The 25,474-nt window shown below is 53.6% G+C and carries 22 protein-coding genes and 1 riboswitch; of the genes, 16 read left to right on the top strand and 6 right to left on the bottom strand.

Translation table 11 applies throughout. The features are described from left to right. Nucleotides 1–270: 270 nt before the first annotated feature. From LF95_RS12795 to LF95_RS12760, 7 genes are all read left to right on the top strand, one after another. Nucleotides 271–1,401, top strand: coding sequence for a hypothetical protein (locus LF95_RS12795; protein ID WP_073955460.1), 1,131 nt, complete (start codon nt 271–273; stop codon nt 1,399–1,401). Between the two features lie 40 nt (nt 1,402–1,441). Further along, on the top strand, nt 1,442–2,533 hold the full coding sequence (locus tag LF95_RS12790; protein WP_073955459.1) for an EF-hand domain-containing protein: 1,092 nt from the start codon (nt 1,442–1,444) through the stop codon (nt 2,531–2,533). A gap of 236 nt (nt 2,534–2,769) precedes the next feature. Continuing rightward, complete coding sequence (locus tag LF95_RS12785) at nt 2,770–3,609, top strand: peptidylprolyl isomerase (protein WP_073955458.1); 840 nt, start codon at nt 2,770–2,772, stop codon at nt 3,607–3,609. Between the two features lie 173 nt (nt 3,610–3,782). Further along, nucleotides 3,783–5,012 carry a bifunctional glutamate N-acetyltransferase/amino-acid acetyltransferase ArgJ gene (argJ, locus tag LF95_RS12780; RefSeq protein ID WP_073955457.1) on the top strand — a complete coding sequence of 410 codons (1,230 nt, stop codon included), beginning with the start codon at nt 3,783–3,785 and terminating at the stop codon, nt 5,010–5,012. A 313-nt stretch (nt 5,013–5,325) separates the two neighbouring features. Continuing rightward, on the top strand, nt 5,326–6,546 hold the full coding sequence (locus LF95_RS12770) for a response regulator (protein WP_073955455.1): 1,221 nt from the start codon (nt 5,326–5,328) through the stop codon (nt 6,544–6,546). A gap of 27 nt (nt 6,547–6,573) precedes the next feature. Further along, nucleotides 6,574–7,890 carry an HD domain-containing phosphohydrolase gene (locus LF95_RS12765; protein WP_073955454.1) on the top strand — a complete coding sequence of 439 codons (1,317 nt, stop codon included), beginning with the start codon at nt 6,574–6,576 and terminating at the stop codon, nt 7,888–7,890. A gap of 5 nt (nt 7,891–7,895) precedes the next feature. Then, nucleotides 7,896–9,329, top strand: coding sequence for a two-component system sensor histidine kinase NtrB (locus LF95_RS12760; RefSeq protein WP_083607674.1), 1,434 nt, complete (start codon nt 7,896–7,898; stop codon nt 9,327–9,329). Between the two features lie 42 nt (nt 9,330–9,371). On the opposite strand, the gene LF95_RS12755 is transcribed toward LF95_RS12760, so the two are convergent. Next, nucleotides 9,372–9,689 (bottom strand): YnfA family protein, encoded by a 318-nt coding sequence (locus tag LF95_RS12755; protein WP_073955453.1) that lies wholly within the window; start codon nt 9,687–9,689, stop codon nt 9,372–9,374. Nucleotides 9,690–9,789: 100 nt separating this feature from the next. Continuing rightward, nucleotides 9,790–10,794, bottom strand: a complete 1,005-nt coding sequence (locus tag LF95_RS12750; RefSeq protein ID WP_073955452.1) for an asparaginase — start codon at nt 10,792–10,794, stop codon at nt 9,790–9,792. Between the two features lie 236 nt (nt 10,795–11,030). Between LF95_RS12750 and LF95_RS12745 the strand changes: the two genes are divergently transcribed. Further along, the gene (locus LF95_RS12745; RefSeq protein ID WP_073955451.1) at nt 11,031–11,873 is read left to right on the top strand and encodes a hypothetical protein; all 843 of its coding nucleotides are present in this window, start codon (nt 11,031–11,033) and stop codon (nt 11,871–11,873) included. A gap of 85 nt (nt 11,874–11,958) precedes the next feature. On the opposite strand, the gene LF95_RS12740 is transcribed toward LF95_RS12745, so the two are convergent. Then, nucleotides 11,959–12,432 (bottom strand): Lrp/AsnC family transcriptional regulator, encoded by a 474-nt coding sequence (locus LF95_RS12740; protein ID WP_073955450.1) that lies wholly within the window; start codon nt 12,430–12,432, stop codon nt 11,959–11,961. A 163-nt stretch (nt 12,433–12,595) separates the two neighbouring features. Here LF95_RS12740 and phhA point away from each other — a divergent pair, with 163 nt between their 5' ends. After that, nucleotides 12,596–13,546, top strand: coding sequence for a phenylalanine 4-monooxygenase (phhA, locus tag LF95_RS12735; protein ID WP_083607673.1), 951 nt, complete (start codon nt 12,596–12,598; stop codon nt 13,544–13,546). Nucleotides 13,547–13,650: 104 nt separating this feature from the next. Here phhA and LF95_RS12730 read toward each other — a convergent pair whose 3' ends face one another. Continuing rightward, nucleotides 13,651–14,070, bottom strand: coding sequence for a response regulator (locus tag LF95_RS12730; protein WP_073956250.1), 420 nt, complete (start codon nt 14,068–14,070; stop codon nt 13,651–13,653). A gap of 505 nt (nt 14,071–14,575) precedes the next feature. Continuing rightward, nucleotides 14,576–14,690: riboswitch (cobalamin riboswitch) on the top strand. Nucleotides 14,691–14,800: 110 nt separating this feature from the next. Between LF95_RS12730 and LF95_RS12725 the strand changes: the two genes are divergently transcribed. From LF95_RS12725 to meaB, 3 genes are all read left to right on the top strand, one after another. Further along, nucleotides 14,801–16,855 carry a methylmalonyl-CoA mutase family protein gene (locus LF95_RS12725; RefSeq protein WP_073955449.1) on the top strand — a complete coding sequence of 685 codons (2,055 nt, stop codon included), beginning with the start codon at nt 14,801–14,803 and terminating at the stop codon, nt 16,853–16,855. Between the two features lie 2 nt (nt 16,856–16,857). Then, nucleotides 16,858–19,014, top strand: a complete 2,157-nt coding sequence (gene scpA, locus LF95_RS12720; RefSeq protein ID WP_073955448.1) for a methylmalonyl-CoA mutase — start codon at nt 16,858–16,860, stop codon at nt 19,012–19,014. Between the two features lie 113 nt (nt 19,015–19,127). Beyond that, entirely contained in the window at nt 19,128–20,168 is a 1,041-nt protein-coding gene (gene meaB, locus LF95_RS12715) for a methylmalonyl Co-A mutase-associated GTPase MeaB (RefSeq protein ID WP_252509749.1), read from the top strand. Nucleotides 20,169–20,177: 9 nt separating this feature from the next. Here the strand turns inward: meaB and LF95_RS12710 are convergent, their stop codons facing one another. After that, nucleotides 20,178–20,957: a hypothetical protein gene (locus tag LF95_RS12710; protein WP_143182033.1), complete on the bottom strand. Its 780-nt coding sequence runs from the start codon at nt 20,955–20,957 to the stop codon at nt 20,178–20,180. A 464-nt stretch (nt 20,958–21,421) separates the two neighbouring features. On the opposite strand from LF95_RS12710, the gene LF95_RS12705 reads away from it, so the two are divergent. The 3 genes from LF95_RS12705 (at nt 21,422) to LF95_RS12695 (ending at nt 23,779) form a co-directional block, all read left to right on the top strand. Continuing rightward, nucleotides 21,422–21,919 carry a P-loop NTPase family protein gene (locus LF95_RS12705; RefSeq protein WP_252509748.1) on the top strand — a complete coding sequence of 166 codons (498 nt, stop codon included), beginning with the start codon at nt 21,422–21,424 and terminating at the stop codon, nt 21,917–21,919. A 97-nt stretch (nt 21,920–22,016) separates the two neighbouring features. After that, complete coding sequence (locus LF95_RS12700; protein WP_073955446.1) at nt 22,017–23,315, top strand: SDR family oxidoreductase; 1,299 nt, start codon at nt 22,017–22,019, stop codon at nt 23,313–23,315. Then, nucleotides 23,312–23,779, top strand: coding sequence for a DUF2269 family protein (locus LF95_RS12695; protein WP_073955445.1), 468 nt, complete (start codon nt 23,312–23,314; stop codon nt 23,777–23,779). Before LF95_RS12700 ends, LF95_RS12695 begins: the two co-directional genes overlap by 4 nt. A gap of 53 nt (nt 23,780–23,832) precedes the next feature. Here the strand turns inward: LF95_RS12695 and LF95_RS22970 are convergent, their stop codons facing one another. Continuing rightward, on the bottom strand, nt 23,833–23,985 hold the full coding sequence (locus LF95_RS22970; protein WP_168173703.1) for a hypothetical protein: 153 nt from the start codon (nt 23,983–23,985) through the stop codon (nt 23,833–23,835). Between the two features lie 490 nt (nt 23,986–24,475). Here LF95_RS22970 and LF95_RS12685 point away from each other — a divergent pair, with 490 nt between their 5' ends. Then, entirely contained in the window at nt 24,476–25,471 is a 996-nt protein-coding gene (locus LF95_RS12685) for a tRNA dihydrouridine synthase (RefSeq protein WP_073955443.1), read from the top strand. Nucleotides 25,472–25,474: the final 3 nt, after the last annotated feature.

Raw genomic sequence — 25,474 nt, 5'->3', positions numbered from 1 at the left:
GGATAATACCGGGCCCGATCACAGATAGAACCCTGACTTTGATCTGTCAACGGAACGAACACCTAACTTGCATTTGTAATGCACACATTCGTGTCATTCCCTGTCAAACATCCCTGTTTTTGGCCCTTGAGCGACGCGCAAAAACGTTTTATGATAAAACCATAGGGTGTCACCCTTACATTTTTGATATTCGGGCAAGTAGCCCAAGCATGTCGCGTGATCGGAAAACGGCCAAATCCCGGCGACTGCATGCCTCAGGAGGAGGATACTATGGCGGACATATCCGCGTTCGGCCCGCTTCGCGCGGCCTCAATCCCGACAACCGACCCCCGCTTTGCCAAGGGGCACGGCGCCGAATCCGGTGCAGGATCACAGCTTGGTCGCCCGGCACAGCAATCGGCTGACAATGTTTCACTGTCGCCCCGTGCCCTGGATGCCGTTAAGGACAGTGACAAGGCAGGCAAACCCGATACCGGCAAACAGGTTGCAGCCAGCGGGCTGGGCAAAGACGCCCTTTCAATGGCGCTGGAAAAAATACGCGACAACGTGACCGAGATGTTTGCGCTGACAGGCATGAGCGACGAAGCCGCCAAAGTAGCAACCGAAAGCCTGTTTACAAATATCAAGGATCAGGCCGCGAAATCATCCAGCTTTGATTTTTCTTTCCAGCAGGCAGTTGCGTCTCATTCCCAGGCCGCAGTTGCCTATAGCGACGGCAATTCCGCCGCGACAGGTTACAGCACGTCGGACGTCTATGCCGCCCATTCGCTTAATATCAGCATCGATAAAAACTCGGGCGATTTTTCATTTAGCTACAGTTCCAAAAAGCTGGAAGTTTCGCGTATGGCCGTTGTTGCCACAGGCAATAGCGGAGCATCCGTGATGAATGCGTTTAACACCGCGCTGGATGCGCTGGGTGGCAACAACCTTGTCAATAGCTTGGGCCAACAGGCCGGGGCGGACCAGGGCGGCCTGCTGTTTGACATGAATGACAGCGGCGTTGCCGATTTCATCAAGGATCTTTTGGAAAAAACCACTGGCGATTCCAGTGCCGCCACCCGGGCTGCCAACAAGGATAAAAATCCTGACGGCACCACAAACACCGATGCGGCAAACCAGCCAGCATCCAACGCCCCCAGTGCCGCCGATCTGGCCCTTAAACAGGCCAACGACCTTCATGCACAAATCATGAAGCAGGCTGCGGTCATCGTCCGCAATGTTCAGGAAATGATGCAGCCCGATACAAATGGCGTGGATCGTCCTGTACTGAACCTGAGCATCGACCTGTTAATGCCGCTGGGACGTGCCGGGAATGACGGCAATTCGCCAACATTCCATATACCCGATGGTGAAAAGGTCAAGGTGACACCGGATGCCCAAACATCCGACGTAACAGCCTGAACCGCCTTTTCCCGTAACGCTGTCACAATGGAGACAGCCTATGACATCTCTTGGCATTCACAGCGCGGCTCAAAGCCGCGCAAACGCCCTTCTTATGCCTCCACAGGGGGCAAAAAAAGGCATCGAACAGCTTACCAGCAGCGTCACCGCAACACGCGAAAATCTTGTTTCCCGCGGCCAGACAGCCCGCCAGCAGCAAACCGGTGGTAGTTCCGGCAGCAATCCTGGCAGCCATCCCAGCCTGCGCGAACTGGAAGCATCGGTCCGTGCTGAAATAGCATCGTCCGTATCACAAATGCGCCCCATGTCGGTCAGTGGCAGCGGCGTGATCGATGATGCGTCCAGCCGCATGAGTCGCGACGTATTGATCATCTTTACCATGCTGGGCATCCCGCTCGACAAGGCCCGCGAAATGGCGCAGCAACTTTCAGACACCGCCAGCAACGTCGCAAACCCGGACGATCTTCAAGCCTCCTTGCGCAATTTTGACCTGCAGGACCGTAACCTGTCACTGATTGCCAGCAGCATCGAAATCAATTTCAGCCAAACCGACCTGCAAATGACCAGCCAAAATGGCACCATAACCGGCGTTTCCGTGACCGATTTCCAACTGCGCATTGAGCAGATTCGTATGGAAATCAGCAATGTCACCCAGCAGGACCCGCTGATTTTAGACCTAGATGGCAACGGCATCGATATTACCAGCCTGCGCGACAGGGCGATTTTTGACCTGGATGGTGATGGCCGCAAAGACCGCGCTGCCTGGATTACCGGCAAGGATGCCCTGCTGGCCCTGGATAAAAACAAAAACGGCAAAATCGATGATGGCAAAGAACTGTTTGGCGACCAGAATGGGGCCAAAGACGGCTTTGCCGAACTGGCAACCTATGACGATAATGGCGATGGCAGCATTGATGCGCAGGACAAGGTCTTTTCGTCACTGATCCTGCTGCATGCCGATGGTTCACAATCAAGCCTTGCCGACGAAGGCATTACCAGCATTCGTGTTTCCGCGATTACCCCCTTATCCCAACGCCTGATTGGCGGCACCCTGGCCGCAAAAGGAGAGTTTGTAAGGGATGATGGCAGTGTGGGCACCACGGGCGAAGTCCTGCTCGATATGCAGGCCTGAATACGGAAAAACGGCCTGAAATACACCCTATTGGCACGTAACCTCCCTTAAATTGCCGCATTATGCCGATAGGAAGGGCGAAATAGCTGTCGCATTATCACGTTTCTGTCAGTCAGCCGGAAAAAACCGAGACATCAGCGGGCTGGCTCTTGTGCCGTGGTAAAGGATATGATTTATCCGTAGGATATCAGGAACAGGGCCGTACTGGCCCCGAAATCAATAAATCTGGAGAAAACATGCTGCGTAAAACCCTTCTTGCTGCCTCGCTGGCCTCGGTCCTTCTTGCATCACCGGCCTTGGCGCAGGATTCCGCCCCCGCTCAAGACAAGGTTCTGGCAACCGTCAACGGCGAAAAAATCATGGAATCCGAAGTCCGTGCAACGCAGCAGGGTCTTCCGGCACAATACCGCCAGTATCCGTTTGAAGCCCTGAAACCGATGCTGCTGGACCGCGAAATCAGCCAGCGTCTGTTGACAATGGCGGGCGAAAAATCCGGTCTGAATGACGACAAAGAGGTCAAGGAACGTGTTGCCGCCATGAAGCGCCGCATCGTTGCCGAAACCTATCTTGACCGTCAGATCGACAAGATCGTCACCGAAGATGCGGTTAAAAAACGCTATGAAGAATTCGTCAAAACCAACGAGCCGGAAAACGAGGTTCACGCCCGTCACATCCTGCTGAAAACCGAAGATGACGCAAAAGCCGTGATCAAGGAACTGGATGGTGGTGCCGATTTTGCCGAACTGGCAAAAGAAAAATCCACCGGTCCGTCCGGCCCCAATGGCGGTGATCTGGGCTTTTTCACCCACGAACAGATGGTCCCGGAATTTGCCGATGCCGCCTTCAAAATGGAACCGGGCACCTACAGCAAAGAACCGGTCAAAACCCAGTTTGGCTGGCATGTGATCAAGGTGGAAGAAACCAAAAAAGGCGAACAGCCGACCTTTGAAGAAAAGCGTAACGAGCTGGCCGCCGAAATGACCCAGGAAGCCTATAAGAAAATCATTGCCGATCTTCGCGCCGATGCGAAAATCGACAACACCCTGGAAACCCCGGAAGCCAAAGAAAGCAAATAAGCCAGCGCGCGTGCCATAAGGCACCCGATTGGCTTTATTGCAGACGATGAAACGGGGTTGGCCCAAGGGCCGGCCCCGTTTTTTATACAAGACAGCCCTTTGGTTACTAACGCATACTGGCAACCAAATTCGCATTGCCGGCAATAACCGGCCAGACAAGGGACATTATACACATGGCTGCACATTCCGTTTCACCGCTTGCCCCGGCTTCTTTTCCCGACCTGCCCGAAATTGACGGCGTGAAACTGCACACCGCCACCCTTGGCATTCGCTATAAGGGGCGCCCGGATGTGCTGCTGGCCGAACTGGCCGAAGGCACCAGTGTTGCCGCTGTTTTCACCACATCGACCACGGCATCGGCCGCTGTGCGCTGGGGCCGCGAAGCCCTGCGCGGGGGCAAGGCCCGGGCGTTTCTGGTCAATGCGGGCAATTCGATCGCCTTTACAGGCAAGGCAGGTGAACAGTTTGTCGCCGACGAGGTTGCCGCCACCAGCGCGCTTCTGTCTTGCGAAAAGAACGAGGTTTTCACCGCCTCCACCGGTGTGATCGGCGAACCCGCCACGGCGAACCGCATTACCGATGCCCTGCCCGCCATGCTGGAAGAAACCGCCACCTGGAGCAATGCCGCCCGCGCCATCATGACCACCGACACCTTTGCCAAAGGGGCAACCGCCAGCGCCGAAATTGGTGGCAAGGTTGTGAAAATCGCCGGTATTGCCAAGGGGTCAGGCATGATCGAACCCAACATGGCAACCATGCTGGCCTTCGTCTTTACCGATGCCAATATCCCGCATGCCACCCTTCAGGCAATGCTGGCGGACTGCAATGGCCGCAGCTTTAATGCCATTACGGTGGATAGCGACACCTCCACATCCGATACGCTGCTGTGTGCGGCAACCGGTGTGGCGGGCAACCCGGAATTTGATGATCCCGATGGTGCGGACCTGGCCGGTTTCAAAACCGCACTGGAAGCCGTGCTGGTCGATCTTGCCCATCAGATCGTGAGGGATGGCGAAGGGGCCAGCAAATTCATCACCGTCAATGTCACCTCGGCACTCAATGACGCCGAAGCCAAAATTGCTGCCAAGGCCATTGCCAATTCCCCGCTGGTGAAAACCGCCATTGCCGGTGAAGACGCCAACTGGGGCCGTATCGTTATGGCAGTTGGCAAATGCGGTGTGATGGCCGACCCCTACAAACTGACCGTATCCATCGGCGGCATTCCGCTGGCCCACAAGGGCGAACGTGTTGCCGATTTTGATGAAGCCCCGGTCACTGCCCATATCAAAGGGCAATATGTCGATATTGACGTTGATCTTGGTTTTGGCAATGGCAGTGCCACGGTCTGGACCTGCGATCTGACGCATGGCTATATCTCCATTAATGCCGATTACCGCAGCTGATTTCCAGCATCGCCGTTTTTGGCAACTGTCAAAGATTTTCGATAATTCCCCGTGTTTTCTAACGGTTTCAAAGGCGCCTTCGGGCGCCTTTGTCGTACCATGTCAGGCTTGGCTGTATCGGCTTTCTCCCCGCCTTTTCCTTGCATTTGATGTGATTTCAACCAATAATTAACAACTACAACAAAAAAACATCCATAAGGCGAAAATTTAACATATACGGCAAAGTCAGTATTTCCATTGCCCTTCCTTTTTTTCTGTACCGCGAAACCCCAAATACTCAAGGACAGGATGCAGTGTTTGGCAGGGCCAACAAATGGATAGAGTGCTGTTCGTCGATGATGACGAAAACATACTGAACGGATTACGCCGTCGGCTTCACGCCCGGCGGCCGGCATGGAAAACCCATTTTGCCACCAGCGGCAAAATGGCACTGGAAATATGTGACAGCACCGATATGGATGTCGTGGTAAGCGATATGCGCATGCCCAGCATGGATGGCTCCGCCCTGCTGGAGAAAATCCGCATTTCCCATCCGGCCACAACGCGCATCATTCTTTCCGGTTTTGCCGAAGACGAGGCGATTTTGCGCACCGTCGGCCCGGCCCACCAATATCTGGCCAAACCCTGTGACGAAGAATTGCTGGTCAGCACAATAGAACACGCCCTTGAACTGAAGGACATGTTGCAAAGGCCGGCCCTGCGCGCCTTGATGTCGGGTATTGATGCCATTGCCTCCCCGCCTGACACCTATATGCGGCTGGTCGAAGCCCTGGAAGACCCGATGGCCGGCAATGACAAAATTACCGCCATTGTTTCGGCCGATATTGCGCTAACAGCCGAAGTCTTAAAACTGACCAACTCGGCCTATTTCGCGATTACACAAAAAATCAGTTCGGTTTCCCACGCCATTCGCATGATCGGCATGGATACCCTGAAATCCCTGGCGCTGTTTATTGGCCTGTTTCAAAGTTTCACGGGGCCGTCACATGTAACCACGCGCCTGAAACGGCTTTGCCATCGCAGCCAGCAAATCGGCGTTACCGCCGCCCTGATTGCCGAGGCAGAAGGACTGGACAAACAAATTACACTGATGGTGCCATCCGCAGGAATGTTAAGCCATATCGGCAGCCTGGTTTTGATGATGAACAAACCCGACGAGATGCAGGACGTTATGGCACGGGTGGAAAGCGAAAACATCTCGATCATTGATGCCGAAACCGAACAGTTCGGGGCGGCCCACCCTGAAATCGGCGCATATCTTTTGGGGTTATGGGGCTTTCCCGGGCCGGTCGTGCAGTCTGTTGCCTTCCATCACACCCCATCGCGGGTGCCAGAACGCACCATGACACCCCTTGCCGCCATTTATGTCGCCCAGCTTTTATGCCGTGACATCAACAATGAAAAACGGGCCAAACCCTTCGCCGAGCAGATCGATATGGCCTATCTCGCCGAAATTGACAAAACCAACAGACTGGAAACATGGCGGCAAATCGCCATCACGGTAAACGACCAATACAAAGCCCTGACCAAATGACCAGAAAAGCCAGAAAAGGAGGGTGCGATGGAAACGGACAAGGTTCTTTTTGTTGATGACGATGAAAACCTGCTGCGTGGCGTTCGTCGCACCATGCGCGGCAAGTTCAATATGTCCATCGCCGTTGGCGGCGAACAGGCCTTAAAAACACTGGCCGAAGACGGTCCCTTTGCCGTCTGTATTGCCGATATGCGCATGCCCGGCATGACCGGTGTTGAACTGCTCGAAACCATTTCCAAAAAACACCCGGAAACCGTTGGCATCATGCTGACCGGCAATGCCGACCAGGGCACGGCCATCGAAGCAATCAATCGTGGCAGCATTTTCCGGTTTTTCAACAAACCCTGTGACGATGCCCTGCTTGAAAGCGGCATTCGCGCCGCCCTGCGCCAGTATCAGTTGATCACGGCGGAACGCAACCTGATCGAACAATCACTGGCCGGCAGCATCAAGGTACTGACCGATGTTCTCGCACAGCTGAACCCAACCATTTTTGGCCGCTCCATGCGCGTAAAACGGTGGTGCGACCAGGCTTCATCCGCCATCGAATATCCTCAGCCCTGGGAACTGGGGCTGGCTGCTCTGCTATGCCCAATCGGGATGGTCTCTCTGCCGCCCGACCTTCTCAGCCGCATGACAGGCGACAAACCGCTGCAACCACTTGAACGTGACATTGTCAAACGCACCCCCGAAGTCGCCGCCAGGCTGATTGCCAATATCCCCCGGCTCGAGAATGTTGCGGAAATTGTCGGTATGCAGAACCGTAATTTTGATGGCACCGGCTTTCCCGACAAAGGCCCGGCAGGCATGGACATTCCGCTTGGCGCACGGGTTTTGCGCATTCTGAATTCACTTGCTGAACGCACACAAAGCGACACCCTGGTGACGCAGGATTTTGACGAACTGCTTTATCACAAACACCGCTATGACCTGGACTTGCTGTCCCGGTTGCGGTCGCAACTTGCCACTGTTGATTCGGTTTATGATGAAACCATCTATCCCGACGGCCAGGAACTGACCATCGCCATCAAGGAATTGCGGGTGGGGGATTATCTTCTGACCGACCTTGAAACCACCGAAAACCGCATTTTGCTGACCCACGGAAACTTCATTTCCGAGGTCCAGTTGCAACGCCTGCGCATATTTGAACGGATTCACAAATTCCACGAACCAATTGATGTGCGCCGGGGAGGGAGCGGGTTAAAACGCAGCACCGACAGCCCCAAACCCGCCCCGGCGGGCAAAGCCGGGTCCGCTGCGACCAGCAGCACCACCGCCACACCACACAGCCAGGCTGCTCCATCCGTTGGACCGTCATCGCATGCGCAAGAACCAAAGGGCTGACACACATGACTGCTTCTGCCGCCATCCCCGAAACCGCCCTTGAGACGCCTGCGGAAACAAAAAATTTTTTGTCCTCCAATGACAAGGCCGATTTTGACCTGATCGCAGCCGTGCGCGAACTGGGCCTGCCCGATGACATTGCGGCACGGGTAGAACTGCTGATCGAAGCGCAGAAAAAACGCGAACACGAATCAGCCCAGCGCCTGCAAACCATCCTTGATAGTGTGGTGGAGGGCATTCTCATTGTAGATGGCGTGGGGCGCATTCAGGATTGCAACAAATCGGCCTGTGTGTTGTTGCGAACCGAACATGACCATCTGGTCAATTCCGGTGCCGATGAAATGTTCATCGACCGCAAAAACACCGTGCGCCACAAATTGCTGAACCGCTGCATCAATATCAGCAGCGGTATTTTGCGTTATGACTATACCGAAACAATGGGCCAGCGCCGCGATGGCGACAGCTTCCCGATGGAAATCATTGTCAGCCCGGCCCATTTCATGGGGGAAAACAGCTTTCTCTACATTTTCCGCGATATTACCCGGCGCAAACAGGCCGAAGAATCGCAAAAAAAGCTGGAAGGCGAATTGCGCGAAGCCCTGAAACTGGAAGCCATCGGCCATCTTGCCGGTGGCATTGCACATGAAATCAACACGCCCAGCCAATATATCCGCGATAACCTGAAATTCCTCAATGATGGTTATGGGTCTTTATCCCGCTTGTTGGGATCGGCGCTTAATACACTGTGGAAACATCGTGATGCCCTGCCTGAAGGCACATTTCGCGAATTTTCCAAACAGATGCGCGATGCCGACCTTGAATTTCTGCTGGATGAAATTCCCCATGCCACCCAGCAATCGCTAGATGGGATTAACCAGGTGGCGCGCATCGTGCTCTCGATGAAGGAATTTTCGCACCCAGGCAGCAGCGAAAAAACCGCCACCGACATCAACCGTGTCCTGTCCAACGTGATTGTGATTTCGCGCAACGAATGGAAACACAGTGCCGAACTGACCGAGGAACTTGACCCGGAATTGCCGCATATTCCGTGTTTTGTAAATGAAATTAACCAGGTTTTCCTGAACCTGATTGTCAATGCCGCCCAGGCGATTGAAATGTCAGGCAGAAGCGTTGAAGAAGGGCATATTCACGTTAAAACCACTGCGATTAATGATCAGATCCTGGTTAGCATCAGCGATAATGGCACCGGCATTGCCAAGGAAAACAGGTCCAAAATCTTTAACCCGTTTTTCACGACCAAGGAGGTCGGCAAGGGCACGGGTCAGGGCCTGTCGATTACCCACGATATTGTACAAATTAAACATGGCGGGCGGATCTGGTTTGAAACCCAAATGGGCAAAGGCACCACCTTCCATGTTCTGCTCCCCGGCGAGGACCGTAGTGGCGCCAAAACACCTGCGGCTGATAAAAAGAAATAAGGATGCGATGCCAAAACGCTGTAAAATTATTCAAAGCGCATCTTAACGCGGGGCGAACAAAATGATCATTGCCCCGGCAATGCACAGGCTGGCCCCGGCCAGGTCCCACCGGTCGGGACGCATGCCTTCGATCAGCCACAACCAGCCTAATGAAGCGGCAATGTAAACCCCGCCATAGACCGCATAGGCCCGCCCGGCAAAGGCGCTGTCCACCCGTGTCAGCAAAAGGGCAAATACCACCAGCGACACAATGCCAGGCAACAGCCACATCGCCGATTTTCCCGCCCGCAACCATGACCAGAAGGCAAAACAGCCGGCTATTTCGGCAAGGGCTGCCAAAATATAAACCAATATCGACATCGGCCTTCTCTCCGATCATGTACAAAAAAGGGCCTTTGATATGTTGCTGATCGCGTTCAAAGGCCCTTTCAATCATTTCATTGCGACGGTTTAATAAATGTTAGAAAGCCGGGCGCAAATCACCGGCATATTTACCGGCCCAGTTGGTCAGAACCGGGGTCAGGCAATCCTTCAGGGTTTCGGCCCGGGCATCGTCAATCACGCCATGACGGCGCAACAATGCCCCCATGGCAACTTCGGCCCCGCGCTGGGCACCATCATCGATCTTAAGGGCAACGCCCAGCCCCTGTTTGGGAAATGCTGCGCAATAAACGCCTTCCGCCCCAACCTTGACCAGGGCATCTTCACCACACACTTCCATCACCTTAGTGCAAAAACGGCCTGTGCCCGCCACCATAAACGGATCCGCCGCACAGCCCTTACGAATGCGTTCAATCGCCTTTTTCCGGGTATCCGACAGCCCTGACGGATCCGCCATGCGGGCCATTGCCAGGCCCAGATCGCGCAGGCGCATGCCAATAACCGGGATACCACAGCCATCAATACCGCGCGGGGTATCGGACAAATCGCAATCACCCATTTCTTCAAGCACGCGAATAAGGCGCTGCTGCACCGGATGGGCTTCTTCAATATAACCTTCCGGGTCTTCACCCAAATGCACCGCCGTCGTCAAAAAGCCCGAATGCTTGCCCGAACAGTTATTGTGCGCCTTGGTCAGTTGCACATGGTCTACCGCCTGTTCAATGGCCGATGCCGGGCGCAGCGAATAATGCGGCGCACATGCAAGCGTTTCAACCGACAGTCCCAGCTTTTCCAGCCATGCCGCCACAGTATGGGCATGGCGTTCCTCGCCATTATGCGATGAACAGGCCAGGGCAATATGCTGGTCTTCCAGATCAAAGGCATCGGCAGCGCCGCTTTCGAGCAGCGGAATGGCCAATAGCGGCTTGATGGCAGAGCGCGGATACATCAGCGCGTCAATATCGCCGCCCTGCTCGATCATCGTGCCATCGGCCTTCATCACCACATAGCGGCCCCGATGAAAACTTTCGACCATCGTGCCCCGGGTCGCTTCGGCAAGAATGGGATTGGCAATATTCGACATAAAAAGCTCCGCACTTATCGGGAGGACGCAAAAACAGCATATCTGCCCTCTCCTATGCCTGAAATGACCGGCAAAAGGCAAGAACCGTTACAAACCACAGTGCAGCAAAAGTGCAGCTTTTTCCGTGTTCATTCCCGCCTTACGCCAACAAGGGAACGATGCCCATGTCGCAGTCATCAAAACACGCAAAAATAGATATATAATTAGAATTTAATCAACCTTAACAGGAAGCAGAAATGAAACGCATGCTTTTTGCCATTTGCATCATGATCATAGTGCAGACTTTTACCGGGCCCGCCTATGCCGAGGACAAATGGCTTAATCCCCAGGACGCCATCTCACAGCTCTGGTCTGCCCGTGCCCCAGCGGGAGAAGGCAAGAACTGGCCGGTTGACCAGTGCAATAATTGGAATGCCTTGCCTGCCAACATTAAGGCCGCGTCAACCAGAACAAATTCCGGCCTGGTCATTCCCACCGTGGGTATTGATCGCGCAGTACTGACCAATGGCCTAAAACAAATGGCAACATCGCTACTGGCCTATGACCTGGACGAAACAGAAGCTGGCCATTTCTACCCAACGGCAGACATCGATGGCCCGTTAAATATGGATGCCAGATTTTGGCAAGTTGCGGCCCGTTCCCCGCATGGCAATGCACTGGATCATCTGCCTGTTGTCAATATCTCAAACTTTCAGAACCAGCTTCATATGACAGAAGTCCTGAAAGATAAAAACAGAGCCGAGGTCATGGATACGCTTAATCATACCGGTAACATGTCCAACAGTCAGCGATGGAACTATTACGCCGCGCGGTTTTCCAAGGTAGGCAAGGACACCATTCCGCTCACGGGGTATGTCGAATTTACGCAAAATGAAATCTTCCAGGATAACCAGTATGCGTATGCCGAAGCCGATGGGCGCATCGTCTATGACTATGTCAATAAAATCGTCTATTATACCCCCGCCCATTACAAACTTTGGAAAAAGGCGGATTTCGCACCAGACAATTCACCGGCATATGACTGCAATCCGGCTGGAACATGCTGCGATGCGTTCTTTAAAATAGCCGATACAAAATAACATATTTGCCATGTTAGACCGGACAGCAATCATGCCGATCTGTCCGGTCATCACCTGCCTTTGAAGCGCCACGCATTTCGGATCATTACGAAACCACGGGTATCGCTGTTTCGTTTTTATATTCCTTCAATACCAGGCTGGACTGCACATCGCGCACATTGGGCATGGACAGCAATTTGTGCGTTACAAAATCGCCAAAACTTTCAATATCGCGGGCCAAAGCCATTAATAAAAAATCCTGCCGCCCCGTCATCGCCCAGCAGGACAAAACTTCCGGCAGGTCATTCATGGCGCGGGCAAAATCCTCGGTCCCGACCTCGGTATGGCGTTGCAGGCGGACCTGCACCGTTGCCAGCACCCCCAATCCCATTTTTTTACGGTCCAGCAACGCAACCGTTTTACGAATCAACCCTGCCGCCTCAAGCTGCTTGACCCTGCGCAGGCACGGTGATGGCGACATTCCCACAAACTCGGCCAGTGCCACATTGCTGATCCCGGCATCCTTTTGCAGAATATTCAGGATTTTCACATCGGTGGCAGACAATGTTATTTCGGTCATTTTTACCTCAATATTCCAATTATCATGTCACATTATGACACACAACCCGCAAAACCACATCCACTTCGCCGGGAAATGACGCCGAATTTGATGTAAAATTGAAAGCCTGAAAACAGCAAAACCGGTCCCAGAATGCCGGGCAAAAACGATCAGTGAGGACGTCATGAACAAGTTTCAGGCCGAAAAACCATTCGCCCCCAGCGAGGATCCTTCCTTTAGCAAGGTCGATTCCACAACCGACCAAACGGCACATCAACCGCCCGCCCCAAATTTGCGCGGTGATTACAGCCAGGTACATGACGATTACACCGTCGATCAGGACTGGGAGAAATATACCGACGCCGAACATGCCCTGTGGCGCGAACTTTACCAGCGACAAAGGGCGATTTTACCCGGCAAGGCTGCCGATGATTTTATCGCCAATCTGGCGCGCATGGATGCGGCAAATGCGATTCCCCGCTTTGATAAAATCAGCGAACAACTTTTTGCCGCCACCGGCTGGCGGCTGGTCGCGGTACCCGGCCTGGTGCCCGACGATAACTTTTTTGGCCATCTTGCCAACCGGCGTTTTCCCGTCACGGTGTGGCTGCGCAAACCCGAAGAAATCGACTATCTGGTGGAACCCGATATTTTCCACGATTTTTTCGGCCATGTGCCGATGCTGTTTGATCCGGTCTTTGCCGATTATCTGGCCGCCTATGGCGCAAAGGGACCCGAAGCCATCCGCCAGGGTGCGCTCAAGCAGCTTGCCCGGCTGTACTGGTACATGGTCGAATTTGGCCTGATCAAAACGAAAGACGGTCTGCGCGCCTATGGTGCGGGCATGTTATCGTCAAAAAGCGAGACTTTATATTGCCTTAACGATCCAAAACCCAATCGCATCGGATTTGCACTGGAACGTGTGATGCGAACAGATTACAAGATCGACGATTTTCAAAAAACCTACTTTGTCCTTGAAAGCTATGACCAGCTTTTCGAGGCCACCTTGCAGGATTTTGGAGATCTCTATACGCGGCTGGCCGCCCTGCCGGTGATTCCACCTTCCGGGGTATTGGCATCAGACCGCGTGTATCACTTCGGTAACGAAGGATACGCCTTCGATGGCACCAATTAAAACCAGGTGCCTGGACAAGGGAGCTTGCCCGCCGGTTGCTGCAATGTGACCGGCGGGTTTTATTTTGCCAGGTAGAACCGGCACAAAAACCATCAGACTACCGGTTAGTGACTTATCACATTTTCCAGAACACGATTAAGCTGTGCAACCACCACCATCGGGCTGGAATCCTTGCTGATAAAATCGGCCGCCCCCAGGGCCTCGGCCTGGGCACGGGTATCGGCATCAAAATGGGCAGAGAAAAACAGAACCGGTACATCGCAGGAGCGCGGAAACCGGCGGCGTATTTCACAAAAGGCTTCAAAGCCGCTCATGCCGGGCATTTCCAGATCCAGAATGATGGCGCGCGGCGCCAGGCCATCCAGGGAATCGATCAGGTCATCGGCGCAATCAAATCCCGCAACCGCGTAACCGGCACGGCGCAAAACCGTTTCAAGGGCGGCTTTGGCACTCGGGCTATCATCTGCAAAGGCAACCAGACCCGACAGGTTGGGATAAGGTCGCACGGCGCTTAGCGCGTTCATGAATGGCTTCTCTCCGAATTTCAGGACATCCCGACCATAGACACTGAAAATGTCGAATTGGTTAAATGTCGAAATTTTGCCGCAATTAAACGGCTTGTTCGTTTCATCCTGCGGCAAACTTGAGCAAATCTGCCATTTTCGGCCAAATTCCCCGAACGGGAAAAATCATTTGCAACGCTTCTCACCCCCGTCACACAGCTTTGACACCCCTATTTGACAAGAACTTTGTTAATTCAAATTCCATCATGTCCCCGCAAACGCCCCTGCCAAAACCGGCCTCTGCCACCAAAGTCTGAGACCGGCATTTCTATTTTGCGATGTCCGCTGCTTTCACCGATTTTGGGGCACCGCCCTATTGAACATTGAGATTAAAGGATTTTCTCGCCCCGTTACGGCAACTTTGCCGCCCCTATCCGGATAAATAGGTATTTCCATGCCTATTTACTGAATTGAGGGAGGGTGCTATAAACAGGACCGTCGCAACAAGGCGACATGAAACCTTTTCCGGGAATTCGGTGCGGCATCTGCCAAAGCCGAAACTGCCCCCGCAACTGTTGGTTCCGTACCGTCAGACCAAAAAAACAGGGCCTGTCATCACGATGGAACAAGTCAGATTACCGGGAATGTTTCGCTCTCTAGCTGGCCGGGCGGGGTGTACCGGGCGACGGGGACCCACAGCACCGCATATGACCATGCCGGTGTTTCCTATCGACCGCGACCGGGAGCAACCATGACCGATCAGAGCTTGAAACTGGCATCTGAATTTCCGCCTGCCGATTATGCGGCCTGGCGCAAACTGGCCGAAGCCGCCCTGAATGGCGCGCCGTTTGACAAAAAACTGGTCACGCATCTGCGCGACGGTTTTGACATTCAGCCCATTTACACAGCCGACGATCTGGATGGTGACACGGCACAAATCCATGCGGGCCTGGTTGACACCCACCAACAGCTTCCCAGCGGCGACGATGCTGCCGCAACCGGCTGGGACATTCGCCAGCTTCATGCCCACCCGGACCCCAAAGCCGTTAATTCCGCCATTCTCGAAGATCTGGAAAATGGTGTGACATCGGTTTTGCTGCGCCTGGATCATGCCGCGCGCTTTGGCAATGCCCCCAGCGGCGATGATGCCGGGCTGGGCGGTGTGATGGTTTATAACCTTGATGATCTGAATAGCGCACTTAAAGGTGTTTACACCAACCTGGCCCCCATCGCGCTGGATGGCGGGGCGGCGGCCATTCCCTTTGCCGCATTGCTGGCCGCGCGCATCGCCCAGGACGAAAGCAGCAAAGATGCTGCCCCGGCCTTTAACCTGGACCCGATTGGCACGCTTGCGCGCGAGGGTTACTGCCCCACCAATATCGAGGATGCGCTGGAACAGGCAGCCTCCTTTACCAAAACCATTTCAACAACGCTGCCCCATGCCACGGCAATCAATGTCAACAGCACCGGCTGGTACAATGCCGGAGCCACCGACAGCATGGAACTTGCCATTGCGCTCGCAACCGGGCTTGCTTATTTCCGCGCACTGGTCGAAGGCGGCATGGACGGGGCCAAGGCAGCAGCCAGCATCACCTTTACCACCGCCATTGGCAGCGACTTTTTTGCCGGTATCGCCAAGCTGCGTGCCCTGCGTTTGATGTGGCGGCGTGTTTTGCAGGCATCGGACGTTAAAGATGGCACGGTTTCGATAACCGCGATGTCGGCCGAACAGGTGATGACCAAGGTGGACCCGTGGGTGAATATGCTGCGCACCACAGTCACCAGCTTTGCTGCCGGGCTGGGCGGGGCCGATAGCGTGATATGCCTGCCCTATGACCATGCCATTGGCCTGCCTGACAGTTTTTCACGCCGCATTGCCCGCAACACGCAACTGATTTTGCAGGAAGAAAGCAATGTGCACCGCGTCATCGACCCGGCTGGGGGTTCGTGGTTTATTGAAAACCTCACCCGTGATCTTGCCCTGAATGCCTGGCAGAAATTCCAGGAAATTGAGGGCAAAGGCGGCATTGTCAGCGCCGTTGAAAATGGCAGCCTGGCCCGTGAAATTGCCGATCTGTGGCAAAAGCGCGAATCGCGTGTTGCCACACGGCGTGAACCATTAACCGGTGTGTCCGAATTCCCCAATATTGACGAAGCCGCCGTAACCTGCGAGGTACCCGATATCGCAGCCCTTCGCGCCGCTGCCGCATCTCGCTCCGGCACTGCCGATGATAAAATCGGCCATGACTTTGCCGATCTGGTCAAGGCCGCAAAAAACGGGGCCAGCATCGCGCAGCTTTTTACCGCTCTTTATGGCGGCGCAACACCAACCCGCATTACCCCACTTCCCCAGCATCGCCTGTCTGAAGCCTTCGAGGGCAATCGCAGGCGGGCATCGGCCCACAAGCAGGAAACCGGCACGGCACCACAAATTTTCCTGTGTAATATTGGCCGTGTTGCCGAACATACGGCGCGGGCCTCCTTTTCCCGAAATTTCTTTGGCGCTGGCGGGATAGAGGCAATTGCCAATAATGGCTTTGCCAATGGTCATGATGCCGCCAAAGCCTTCGGCGATAGCGGGGCCAAAGTCGCCATCATTTGCGGATCAGACACCCAATATGCCGAACATGCCGCCAAAATGGCAAAGGCCTTAAAGGCGGCCGGGGCCAGCAGAATTTACCTTGCCGGGCATCCCGGCGATAATCGCGCTGCCTTTGAGGCAGCAGGCATTGATGATTTCATTTTTATGGGGTCGGATGTGATTGCCACAACCACCGCCACCCTTGACCATCTGGGAGTGAAATAACCATGACCCGGATCCCCGATTTTTCCGACCTGCCCCTGTTTGACAACACTGGTGATGCGCCCAAAGCCCCCGCATCGGGCGTGCCGTGGCATACCCCCGAAGGCATTGATGTAAAGCCGGTTTATGGCAGCGATGACCTTGCCGGGCTGGACCATTTGCACACCATGCCGGGCATGCCGCCCTTTTTGCGCGGCCCCTACCCCACCATGTATGTGCAGCGCCCCTGGACGATCCGCCAATATGCCGGTTTTTCCACCGCCGAGGAATCCAACGCCTTTTACCGCCGCAACCTTGCCGCCGGGCAAAAGGGCCTGTCCATTGCCTTCGACCTTGCCACCCATCGCGGCTATGACAGCGACCATCCCCGTGTTGCGGGCGATGTCGGCATGGCCGGTGTGGCAATTGACAGCATCTATGACATGCGCACCCTTTTTGATGGCATCCCGCTCGATCAAATGTCGGTGTCCATGACCATGAACGGCGCGGTTTTGCCGGTGATGGCGCTTTATATCGCCGCGGCCGAAGAACAGGGCGTTAAACATGCCCAGCTTTCCGGCACCATCCAGAACGACATTCTCAAAGAATTCATGGTGCGCAACACCTATATCTATCCGCCCAAACCCTCGATGCGCATCATTTCGGATATTTTTGCCTTTACCTCGCAAAACATGCCGAAATTCAATTCCATTTCGATTTCCGGCTATCACATGCAGGAAGCCGGGGCGACGGCGGACCTGGAACTGGCCTATACCCTGGCCGATGGCGTGGAATATGCCCGTGCGGGCATGGAAGCCGGGCTGGATATTGATAAATTCGCCCCGCGCCTGTCGTTTTTCTGGGCGATTGGCATGAATTTCTTTATGGAAATTGCCAAAATGCGCGCCGCCCGCATGATCTGGGCCAAGCTGATCAAACAGTTTGATCCGCAAAGCAACAAGTCGCTTTCCCTGCGCACGCATAGCCAGACATCGGGCTGGTCACTGACCGCGCAGGATGTGTTTAACAATGTGATCCGCACCTGTGTCGAGGCCATGGCCTCCACCCAGGGCCACACCCAGTCGCTCCATACCAATGCGCTGGACGAGGCCCTGGCCCTGCCGACCGATTTTTCCGCCCGCATTGCCCGCAATACCCAACTGTTTTTGCAGCAGGAAAGCGGCACCACCAACGTGATCGATCCGTGGGGCGGCAGTTATTATGTCGAACGTCTCACCCGCGATCTGGCCGAAAAGGCCTGGGCCCATATCGCCGAGGTCGAAGAACAGGGCGGTATGGCAAAGGCGATTGAAGCAGGCATCCCGAAAATGCGCATCGAAGAAGCCGCCGCCCGCACCCAGGCCCGTATCGATAGTGGCCGCCAGTCACTGGTCGGTGTGAACAAATACCGCGTCACCGATGACCGCCCGGTGGATGTTTTGCAGGTTGATAATGCCGAAGTCCGCCGCCAGCAAATTGCCAAGCTGGAACGTTTGCGCGCCGAGCGTGACGATGCAAGTGTTGAAAGTGCCTTGACCGCGCTGACCAACGCGGCAGGTGAAAAATCGGGCAATTTGCTGGAACTGGCCGTGCAGGCCGCCCGGGCAAAATGCACGGTTGGCGAAATTTCCGACGCGCTGGAAAAGGTTTATGGCCGCCATCAGGCCGTCATCCGCTCCATTGCCGGGGTTTATAAAACCGAGGTCGGGGCCAATAACGCCGCACTCGAAAAGGTTGCCAAGCTGATTGACGCCTTTAACGAGGCCGAAGGCCGCCGCCCGCGCATCCTGATTGCCAAAATGGGCCAGGACGGCCATGACCGGGGGCAAAAAGTCATCGCCACCGCCTTTGCCGATTTGGGCTTTGATGTGGATATTGGCCCGCTGTTCCAAACACCGGAAGAGGCCGCCCGCCAGGCGGTTGAAAACGATGTGCATATTGTCGGTGCAAGCTCGCTTGCCGCAGGTCACTTAACCCTGGTGCCGCAATTGCGGGCCGAGCTGGATAAACTGGGCCGCGAAGACATCATGATTGTGGCGGGGGGCGTGATTCCGCCACAGGATTTCGACAAACTGTTTGCCGCCGGGGCCGAGGCGATTTTCCCGCCCGGCACCGTCATTGCCGAAGCCGCCAGCGAGTTGCTTGAAAAGCTGCTGGAGGGGGAAACATCTGACGCGGCATAACCCACTAGAAAAGGTCGAGCCCGGTGAAAACATAAAACCGCCGGGCTTGCCGATACAATCGATGCCGCCTTATGATGCAACACGACGAAATTGCGCGACAAAAAGGATTCCCGGTGAAGGAAACCCTGCGAACCATTCCCGGCACCAGCAGCACCACCAGCCCGCGCCCCCGGGCCAAGCGGCGCGTTCTAAGCACCGATGACATTGTCGAAGGCATCCTTGCGGGCAACCGCACCATTCTGTCACGCGCCATTACCCTGGTTGAAAGCCGCAAGGCCGAGCATTTTGTCCAAGCACAACAGGTGCTTGAACAGCTCATGCCGCATACCGGCGGGTCTCGGCGCATCGGCATTACCGGCGTACCCGGTGTTGGCAAATCCACCTTTATCGAGGCCTTTGGCACCAAGCTAACCCGCGAAGGGCACAAAGTCGCCGTGCTGGCGGTTGATCCGACCAGTGCACGGTCTGGCGGGTCCATACTGGGTGATAAAACCCGGATGAACGATTTGTCGATTGACCCGAATGCCTATATCCGCCCCTCGCCCAGCAGCGGGTATTTGGGCGGGGTTAACCGCATGACGCGTGAAACCATTTTGCTGTGCGAGGCCGCCGGGTTTGACGTGGTGCTGGTCGAAACCGTCGGGGCCGGGCAAAGCGAAACCATGGTTTCGCAAATGACCGATTTCTTTTTGGTGCTGATGCTGCCCGGTGCGGGCGATGAATTGCAAGGCATCAAAAAGGGTGTGCTGGAAATTGCCGATTTAATCGCGGTCAATAAATCCGACGCCGACCCGGCCAAGGCCCGCGAAGCAAAGCGCGAATATTCATCGGCCCTGCGCATTTTACAACCTTCCAGCCACCTCTGGCGTCCGCAATCCATGATGGTGTCCTCGCTAACGCGCGAGGGGCTGGATGAGGTCTGGGACCTGATCAAACAGCACCGCCAGATCATGGAAAAAGAAGGCGAATTTGCCGCCAAACGTGCCCGCCAGCAACATGACTGGATGTGGACCATGCTGCGCGACCGCCTGCTGGAAACCTTCACTCGGCGCGAGGATGTCAAATCACGCCTGAAAACACTGGAAAGTGGCGTTCTGGATGGCACAATCAATCCAACTTCCGCTGTCGAAGAACTGTTAACGATAATCTCTTAACCAGACTATTTAAGATGGAGGAGGGAGACATTTCATTACAGCATCATACGCTTGAGTAAGCATAATAATTTTACCATACAAGCTAGATACTCTATCAAACCCTGAATCGAGGGAAATAATTTTTTTAATAGTTTCAGTCATCAATTCTTCCAGTCTTTTAATTCTCGAATCACCAGAACAATAAACACTACTCCCCTTGGAAATATACAAATCTTTGTGAATAATATAAATAGAATCAATCACGCTAGATGAGCCAAAAAATTCATAATAATTAAGACAAAACCTCAACCTCTCTAAACCGTTAGATATAGAATATTTAACAAATTCATTCAACTCACCATCCCTCATGTAATCTGAATAAAATTCTTCAAAATCGGCTAAAATTTTACTTACATCGTCTTCTTTAAGAACAAAAATAGGAAAAACTCTATTCATCTCACTTGATACCGCCCGTAATCTAGCAACATCAATATCTCTAATTATAGATTTTGAGATATTGTTAAACACCTTATTTAAATTTGGCGCGTCAAAAAGATGCATTAACCTTTCGCAAGAAGATTTGACTTCATTCACAACGTCACGATCGACATGATCCTCATTCAGATAATCAAGCAAAAACAAAAGCTCAACTATTCTCTCTTTATATATCTCACAAGCAAGAAGCGGGTTCTCGAACTTATTAAACATGGAAATCAACGCAGAAATAACATTTTCATTTGAAGAAATTTTAGCATCTCTAATACTGAGGCACATGCTTGAAACCTCTTTTGCCAAGTTTGTCCTTTTCATACAGTCCTCCCAAAAAAAATTATGCGAAATATTTCATTAAACCAAAAACAGAAATTTCAGCATGCGAAGGCTGAAATTTAAAATCACACAGGATAATTTACCATACGATTCCATTTCCAAGTAGATACTTTATGCTGGAAAAATCACGCCCAATCAATTCTTTTCACCGTTCATGAATATTTTTTCTGAAGTTGTCAGACAATTTACACCGACATTCTCCAACACGCATCAAAAAACCAGATGACAATGCCTTTTATATTCATCCTTAATACCAGAAAAACAGTCAAAGGAATATCGGCACACCTTTGCCAACTAATTTTTTAATAACGACAACTATTTTTTCTTGCAAAAATAAAATTTTTCGATGAAAGGTCTGCCCCCTAGAAGCAACTATCCTCGTGATACAGGAAGTCATTTTACTCTGCTAAGCTAATGCTGTTGGCCTAGTGCTTATGATCCCGCAAATGACCGATTTCTTTTTGGTGCTGATGCTCCCCGGGGCGGGCGATGAATTGCAAGGCATTAAAAAGGGTGTGCTGGAAATTGCCGATTTAATTGCGGTCAACAAATCCGACGCCGACCCGGCCAAGGCCCGCGAAGCCAAACGCGAATATTCATCGGCCCTGCGCATTTTACAGCCTTCCAGCCACCACTGGCGTCCGCAATCCATGATGGTATCCTCGCTCACGCGCGAGGGGCTGGACGAGGTCTGGGACCTGATCAAACAACACCGCCAGATCATGGAAAAAGAAGGCGAATTTGCCGCCAAACGTGCCCGCCAGCAACATGACTGGATGTGGACCATGCTGCGCGACCGCCTGCTGGAAACCTTCACCCGGCGCGACGATGTCAAATCACGCTTAAAAACACTGGAAAATGGCGTTCTCGAAGGCACAACACACCCCACTGCGGCTGTCGAGGAATTACTCGGCCTGATCCATTCAGCAAACCAGGGCCGCTAATTTCTCCGTGCTTTTATCGTCCCGATCACGCTAGAACTCTCACATCGCCTTAGGGTCATGACCCTAGCTGATCGACGTGAATGGGAGCCAGCGGCACATGAAAAAGAAGGTCTATGTGTTGGGCGCCTACGGACTGATTGGATCAGCCTGTGTGCGCCACCTTCTTCACGCCGGTTTTGATGTAACGGGCGTGGGACGATCCCTTGGAAAAGGCCTGCAAAGCAATAACCGGATAAATTGGTGTATCGCGGATATTGCCAGAGCTTCTGTATCTGACTGGTCGGAAATGCTCAAAGAGGCCGACATCGTGGTAAATGCCGCCGGTGCGCTTCAGGATGGCGGCCGGGACAACCTTGAGGCCATTCATGTCACGCTGATCGAAAACATCACCCGCGCCCTTGAGGGGCGAGATGTGCAGTTCATTCAAATATCCGCTGCCGGTGCAACCGAACAGGCTTCGACATCCTTCATGCAAAGCAAGGCACGCGGCGACCGGATACTGATCAATAGCCACCTCAACTGGCAGATATTTCGCCCATCCCTTGTCATTAGCCGGGATGCCTATGGTGGCACGGCACTATTACGGGCTGCTGCAGCCTTTCCGTTGATCAATTTTCAGATATTTCCGGACACCCCGATACAAACGGTCTCGATTGATGACGTGACCTATGCGGTTGTCAAAGCGGCGAACGGTGTAATCCCGGCGGGAACCATTGCCGACCTTACCGAAGAGGATTCACATCGTTTTGACGAACTCAAAGCGGCCTTTCGTCAATGGCTTGGTTTGCCTGCATGGACGATAAACGTGAAAATCCCCGACGCCATAACGCGCTTGCTGGGGAAATGTGCCGACCTTGCCGGGTTGCTGGGATGGCGTGCACCTTTGCGCACGAATGCCCTGAAATCCTTGCAGGATGGCATCATCGCTGATGCAGATAGCTGGCAAAAAACCGGCAACCCGCCATGCCGGTCGCTCGAAGATACGTTATCAGCCATGCCTGCAACCGTGCAGGAACGCTGGTTTGCCAGGCTCTATATGATGTTGCCCCTGGCAATCGGCATCCTGTCTTTGTTCTGGATTGCAAGTGGCGCCATCGGTCTTTACGCGCTGAATGATGCCGGGCACATTCTGGTTGATCGTGGCATGTCGTCAGAGGCAGGCACGTTTCTGGTGATCATCGGGGCGGTTGCCGATATTGCGCTTGGCACAGCAGTGCTGGCGCGCAGGTTCAGCAAATATGCGTGCCTTGGCATGATTGCCGTGTCTGCCGGATACCTTATCAGCAGCCTGGCAACAGCACCCGACCTCTGGCTTGACCCGCTGGGGCCTTTAGTGAAGGTCGTGCCTTCCATCATCCTGACATTGTTTACCCTTAGCATTCTGGATGACAGATGACATATCATATACTGCTTTATGCCCATATCATTGGTGCATGCGTATTGCTGGGAACCGGCGCCGGTATCGCGTTCTTTTTCGTTGTCTCAAATTACTGGGGAACGCCCGAGATGATCGGGCATGTCGGGCGGATTGTCGTTCTGGCCGACACCGTATTTACCGCGACCGCTGCGGTAATTCAGCCCATTACCGGATACTTTCTTGCCCAAGAAGCAGGCTGGTCGCTTGGCGAACCCTGGATCATGCTCTCGCTGGGGCTTTATGTCATTGTCGGAATATTCTGGCTGCCGGTCGTCTGGATTCAAATACGCCTTCGCAATATGGCGCAGGAAGCCGCACGGCTTGGAACTGGCCTGAATGAAAACTATCGGAAGCTTTATCGTATTTGGGTAATCTTCGGCTTTCCGGCCTTCATCGCCGTCATGCTGATCGTTTGGCTGATGATTTCAAAACCATATATCTGATGCGTGCAGGCCTGTTACATCAACGCCTGCACGCATCAAAAATTCACAAAGACTTACTTGCTCTCGGATTCCTTAAGCTTTTCCTTAAGCATCTTCAATTTGTCGACGGCTTCCTGAATTTCGCGATCAACATGGGAATAGCTTTCCCGTTCGTCACGCGGCATGGCTTCGAGTTCATCCAATGCTTTTTCCACGATATACAGCATCGCTAGGATCCTCCAAATTTTGACTTATGCAATCTTTTATAATCAAACCAATTCCAAACGCCTGCAAAACAGCCGCAGGCCAGCTTCGTTCTATTCTATCGGCCTATCAGATAAATAGGGCTTTGCAATAAAAATAACCAGTCTTGATCACTTCGTTTTGACCACCAAAAGGGTAGCTATCCATCTTTCCCGATACCAAACCAGATAGGGTATATAGACCGACGACTTTACCATACCGAAACGCGCAAAATGACGCTGCGCAATGCCATACCAGATTATAACGCTTTTTGCACTGTACCAGTTACTGCCCATTTGTTCTTTTTTTACCCAAACTCCGCTTGACGATCCTGCGCGACACCGGCAAAACACGGATTGATACTGGCACACGGCGTGATACAGAAAAAACGGCCCTTGCGCCTGTTGATCCGCCTGCATGACGGTCCGGCTACACCCTGATCGCTACTGGAAATCGGCTTTAGGAACATAGAAAATGACGCAGTTGGTGCTGGCACCAATGGAAGGGCTTGTGGACTGGCGCGTTCGGCAATTGCTGAGTGCGGTGGGCGGCTTTGACCAATGCGTGACCGAATTTATCCGGGTGTCCCAAACCCTGTTTCCCGCCCATGTGTTTTATCGCTATTGCCCCGAATTGCACCAGGGCGGCCAAACCGCCAGTGGACAGCCCGTTCTGGTCCAGCTTATGGGCCATGACCCTCAATTATTGGGTGAAAATGCCGCCTTTGCCGTTGAACTGGGGGCACCGGGCATTGACATCAATTTTGGCTGTCCGTCCAAAACGGTTAATAAACGCGAAGCCGGGGCATCGCTGTTAAAATGCCCGGAAAACCTGTTTAACATTGTACGGGCCGTGCGGGCCGCCGTGCCCGCCCACATCGCGGTGAGCGCCAAAATCCGCCTGGGTTATGCCGATAAAACCCTGTTTCTGGAAAACGCCCGTGCGGTTGAAGAAGGCGGTGCCCAGCATTTAACCGTCCATGCACGCACCAAAATGGAAGGCTACAAGCCCCCCGCACACTGGGAATATCTGGCCCGCATCCGCGAAGTCCTTTCCATCCCCATGACCGCCAATGGCGAGATCTGGACCATCGAGGATTATATCCGCTGTCGCGATATTTCCGGCTGCACCTCCTTTATGCTGGGGCGCGGGGCGATTGCCTGCCCGGACCTGGCCGCCCGCATCAAGGCCTTTGAAAGCGGCAAAACCCCATCAAAGCAAAGCTGGGCTGATGTTTTAGGCATCCTGCTGGCCTATATCGACCTTCTGGCCGCAGACGGTGCCACCGAAAACCACCAGGCCGGGCGCATCAAACAATGGGTTTCGATGATGCGCAAAGGCCACAGCACCGCCGCGACCTGCTTTGACGAAATCAAACGCATTCGCGATATTCATGACCTTCGCGCCAAACTGACCGAAGACCGTGAAAAACCCGAAAACAGGCATCATGACAAGCTGATCGCAGCTTAACAT

Source organism: Thalassospira sp. TSL5-1 (assembly GCF_001907695.1).
Lineage (GTDB): Bacteria > Pseudomonadota > Alphaproteobacteria > Rhodospirillales > Thalassospiraceae > Thalassospira.
Note: the sequence above shows the minus strand (reverse complement) of the source record. Positions and strands in the feature narration are given on the sequence as shown.

Bases quoted from the DNA above. Each gene is read 5' to 3' on its own strand.
- LF95_RS12750 (WP_073955452.1), bottom strand. From the start codon at position 10,794: ATGTCGAATATTGCCAATCCCATTCTTGCCGAAGCGACCCGGGGCACG.
- LF95_RS12710 (WP_143182033.1), bottom strand. From the start codon at position 20,957: ATGAAAAGGACAAACTTGGCAAAAGAGGTTTCAAGCATGTGCCTCAGT.
- LF95_RS12765 (WP_073955454.1), top strand. From the start codon at position 6,574: ATGGAAACGGACAAGGTTCTTTTTGTTGATGACGATGAAAACCTGCTG.
- LF95_RS12695 (WP_073955445.1), top strand. From the start codon at position 23,312: ATGACATATCATATACTGCTTTATGCCCATATCATTGGTGCATGCGTA.
- LF95_RS12770 (WP_073955455.1), top strand. From the start codon at position 5,326: ATGGATAGAGTGCTGTTCGTCGATGATGACGAAAACATACTGAACGGA.
- scpA (WP_073955448.1), top strand. From the start codon at position 16,858: ATGACCCGGATCCCCGATTTTTCCGACCTGCCCCTGTTTGACAACACT.
- LF95_RS12745 (WP_073955451.1), top strand. From the start codon at position 11,031: ATGAAACGCATGCTTTTTGCCATTTGCATCATGATCATAGTGCAGACT.
- LF95_RS12730 (WP_073956250.1), bottom strand. From the start codon at position 14,070: ATGAACGCGCTAAGCGCCGTGCGACCTTATCCCAACCTGTCGGGTCTG.
- LF95_RS22970 (WP_168173703.1), bottom strand. From the start codon at position 23,985: ATGCTGTATATCGTGGAAAAAGCATTGGATGAACTCGAAGCCATGCCG.
- LF95_RS12790 (WP_073955459.1), top strand. From the start codon at position 1,442: ATGACATCTCTTGGCATTCACAGCGCGGCTCAAAGCCGCGCAAACGCC.
- phhA (WP_083607673.1), top strand. From the start codon at position 12,596: ATGAACAAGTTTCAGGCCGAAAAACCATTCGCCCCCAGCGAGGATCCT.
- LF95_RS12700 (WP_073955446.1), top strand. From the start codon at position 22,017: ATGAAAAAGAAGGTCTATGTGTTGGGCGCCTACGGACTGATTGGATCA.
- LF95_RS12725 (WP_073955449.1), top strand. From the start codon at position 14,801: ATGACCGATCAGAGCTTGAAACTGGCATCTGAATTTCCGCCTGCCGAT.
- LF95_RS12740 (WP_073955450.1), bottom strand. From the start codon at position 12,432: ATGACCGAAATAACATTGTCTGCCACCGATGTGAAAATCCTGAATATT.
- LF95_RS12795 (WP_073955460.1), top strand. From the start codon at position 271: ATGGCGGACATATCCGCGTTCGGCCCGCTTCGCGCGGCCTCAATCCCG.
- argJ (WP_073955457.1), top strand. From the start codon at position 3,783: ATGGCTGCACATTCCGTTTCACCGCTTGCCCCGGCTTCTTTTCCCGAC.
- LF95_RS12760 (WP_083607674.1), top strand. From the start codon at position 7,896: ATGACTGCTTCTGCCGCCATCCCCGAAACCGCCCTTGAGACGCCTGCG.
- LF95_RS12705 (WP_252509748.1), top strand. From the start codon at position 21,422: ATGACCGATTTCTTTTTGGTGCTGATGCTCCCCGGGGCGGGCGATGAA.
- LF95_RS12785 (WP_073955458.1), top strand. From the start codon at position 2,770: ATGCTGCGTAAAACCCTTCTTGCTGCCTCGCTGGCCTCGGTCCTTCTT.
- LF95_RS12685 (WP_073955443.1), top strand. From the start codon at position 24,476: ATGACGCAGTTGGTGCTGGCACCAATGGAAGGGCTTGTGGACTGGCGC.
- LF95_RS12755 (WP_073955453.1), bottom strand. From the start codon at position 9,689: ATGTCGATATTGGTTTATATTTTGGCAGCCCTTGCCGAAATAGCCGGC.